Genomic DNA, 2523 nt, shown 5'->3' with positions numbered 1-2523 from the left:
CACCATGCCTATCCCGATGGCCGCCCCCGCCGGCCCCAGATGATAGGGCACCCCCCAATCCTGCACGCGCAGCACCAGCGCGCTGCCCTCCTGCCGGGCCGAGACGCGCAGCCGGCCGGGGCGGCCATCGGGATAGGCATGGTGGACGGCATTGGCCACCGTCTCCTCCAGCGCCAGCTCCAGCCGGGTGGCGCGGGCCTCGGCCAGCGCCAGCTCGGCGGCCAGGGCGGCGGCGGCGGCGCGGGCCACCGCGATGGCATGCGGCAGGGCCGGCAGGTCGAGGGAGAAAAAGTCGCGCATGCCGCCTGCATCGCATGAAGCGGCGGGGTTGTCGCGCGCTTCCGGCCTCAGCCGCCGCCGATCAGCGCCCGGATCCGGCGCGCCAGCGCCTCCATGGCGAAGGGCTTGGTCATCACATGCATCCCCGGCGCCAGGTGGCCGTCGCCGACCACCGCCGTCTCGGCGAAGCCGGTGATGAACAGCACCTTCAGCCCGGGCCGGCCGACCCGCGCCGCATCGGCCATCTGCCGCCCGTTCATGCCGCCGGGCAGGCCGACATCGGTGACCAGCAGGTCGATCCGCGCGGCCGAGCGCAGCACCTCCAGCCCGGTGGCGCCATCGACCGCCTCGATGGCGGCATAGCCGAGCTCCTGCAGCACCTCGGCCACCAGCATGCGCACGGTGGGCTCGTCATCGACCACCAGCACCGTCTCGCCCAGCCCGGCGCGCGGCGCGGCGGACAGCGCCGGCAGCGGCTCGGCCGCCACGGCGGCGCCGCGGTGCCGCGGCAGGTAGAGGCGGACCCGGCAGCCCTGGCCGGGCTCCGAATAGATCCGCGTCTGGCCGCCGGATTGCCGGGCGAAGCCATAGATCATCGACAGGCCGAGCCCGGTGCCCTGCCCCAGCGGCTTGGTGGTGAAGAAGGGGTCGAAGGCGCGGGCCGCCACCTCCGGCGCCATCCCCATGCCGGTGTCGGACACGCTGAGCGCGATATAGTCGCCCGGCGGCAGGTCGCGCTCGGCGGCGGCGCGCGGGTCGAGCCAGCAATTCTCCGTCTCGATGGTCAGCCGCCCGCCCTCCGGCATGGCGTCGCGGGCATTGATGCACAGGTTGAGCAGCGCGTTCTCCAGCTGCGGCGGGTCGACCCGCACCGGCCACAGCCCGGCCGCGCCGGCCACCTCGACGACGACGGCGGGGCCCACGGTGCGGCGGACCAGCTCCTCGATGCCGGCGACCAGGCCGTTCACGTCGGTCGGCCGCGGGTCCAGCGTCTGCCGGCGGGAGAAGGCCAGCAGCCGGTGCGTCAGGCTGGCCGCCCGCATCGCCGCCCCCTGGGCGGCGGCGACATAGCGGTCGACCTCGGCCATCCGGCCCTGCGCCATGCGGGTCGCCAGCAGCTCCAGGCTGCCGGTGATGCCGGTCAGCAGGTTGTTGAAGTCATGCGCGATGCCGCCGGTCAGCTGGCCCACCGCCTCCATCTTCTGGCTCTGCCGCAGCTGGTCCTCGGCCTCGGCCAGCAGGGCGGCGGCGGCGCGCTGCTCGGTGACGTCGCGGGCCGAGCAATAGAGCTTGCCCTCGATCGACACCGCGCTCCAGGACAGGGTGCGGTAGCGGCCGTCGCGGGCGCGGAAGCGGTTCTCGAAATCGATGGTGCGCTTGCCGCCGGCGAGATCGGCCACCTCGCCGCGGGTGCGGGCGCGGTCGACGGGATGCTCCAGCCATTCCGAGGTGCGGCCGATGATCTCCTCCGGCTGCCAGCCCAGCGTCGCGGTCCAGGCCGGGTTGACGCTGCGCCAGATGCCTTGCGCGTCGGCGACGCCCAGCAGCTCCTGCGAGGCGTTCCAGATCGCGTCGCGCTCGGCGGTGCGCTCGGCGACCTGGGCCTCCAGCGTCTCGTTCAGGGCGCGCAGGCTGGCCTGGTTGCGGGCCAGCGCCTGGTCGGCCAGCACCCGCGCCGTGGTCTCGTTGGTCAGGATGAACAGGCCGGCGACCTCGCCCGCCGCGTCGAGGATGCGCGAATAGGAGAAGGTGAACCAGGTCTCCGCCGCGCCGCGGTCGGTGCCGAGCTTCCAGGGCAGGTCGGTGAAGCGCTGGCTGCGGCCGGCGAAGGCGTCGTCGATGATCGGCTTCGCCTGGGCCCAGCCATCGGCCCAGACCTCGCGGAAGGGCGACCCCATGGCCCAGGCCAGCCGGGGGCCCAGCAGCGGGAAATAGGTCTCGTTGAAAAAGAAGGAAAGCTCGTCGCGGCCCCAGCAGAGGATCATCGATTCGGGCGAGTTCAGCACGGTGCTGAGGGTGGCCTTCAGCGCCTCCGGCCAGGCCTCGGGCGGGCCCAGCGGATGCGCCGACCAGTCGCGATCGAGGATCAGGCGGGTGGCCCGGCCACCGCCGGCCAGGAAGCGGAGCCGTGGCGGCAGCGGGCCAGGCTCGGGAGACGCGGCGCAATCCATCGGTCTGATCAAGCGGCCCGGGCAGGTGGCAGGAGGGGAGCTGTGTGTTATACACATCGTCGAGCCCACGAGA

The 2523-nt window shown here is 73.4% G+C and carries 2 protein-coding genes; both read right to left on the bottom strand.

Annotation, left to right across the window (positions count from 1 at the left end; translation table 11 throughout):
• A partial coding sequence (locus GVN67_RS28710) for an ATP-binding protein (protein ID WP_200845443.1) occupies positions 1 to 300 on the bottom strand: 300 nt, incomplete at its 3' end.
• Between the two features lie 47 nt (positions 301 to 347).
• Positions 348 to 2450, bottom strand: coding sequence for a PAS domain-containing sensor histidine kinase (locus tag GVN67_RS28705; RefSeq protein ID WP_160000715.1), 2103 nt, complete (start codon positions 2448 to 2450; stop codon positions 348 to 350).
• Positions 2451 to 2523 lie beyond the last annotated feature (73 nt).

Source organism: Roseomonas sp. 18066 (assembly GCF_902706185.1).
Taxonomy (GTDB): domain Bacteria; phylum Pseudomonadota; class Alphaproteobacteria; order Acetobacterales; family Acetobacteraceae; genus Pseudoroseomonas.
The sequence above is the reverse complement of the archived record's forward strand: the minus strand, read 5'-3'. Positions and strand labels throughout refer to the sequence as shown.

Coding starts and splice junctions, on each gene's coding strand:
- GVN67_RS28705 (WP_160000715.1), bottom strand. CDS start 2,450: ATGGATTGCGCCGCGTCTCCCGAGCCTGGCCCGCTGCCGCCACGGCTC.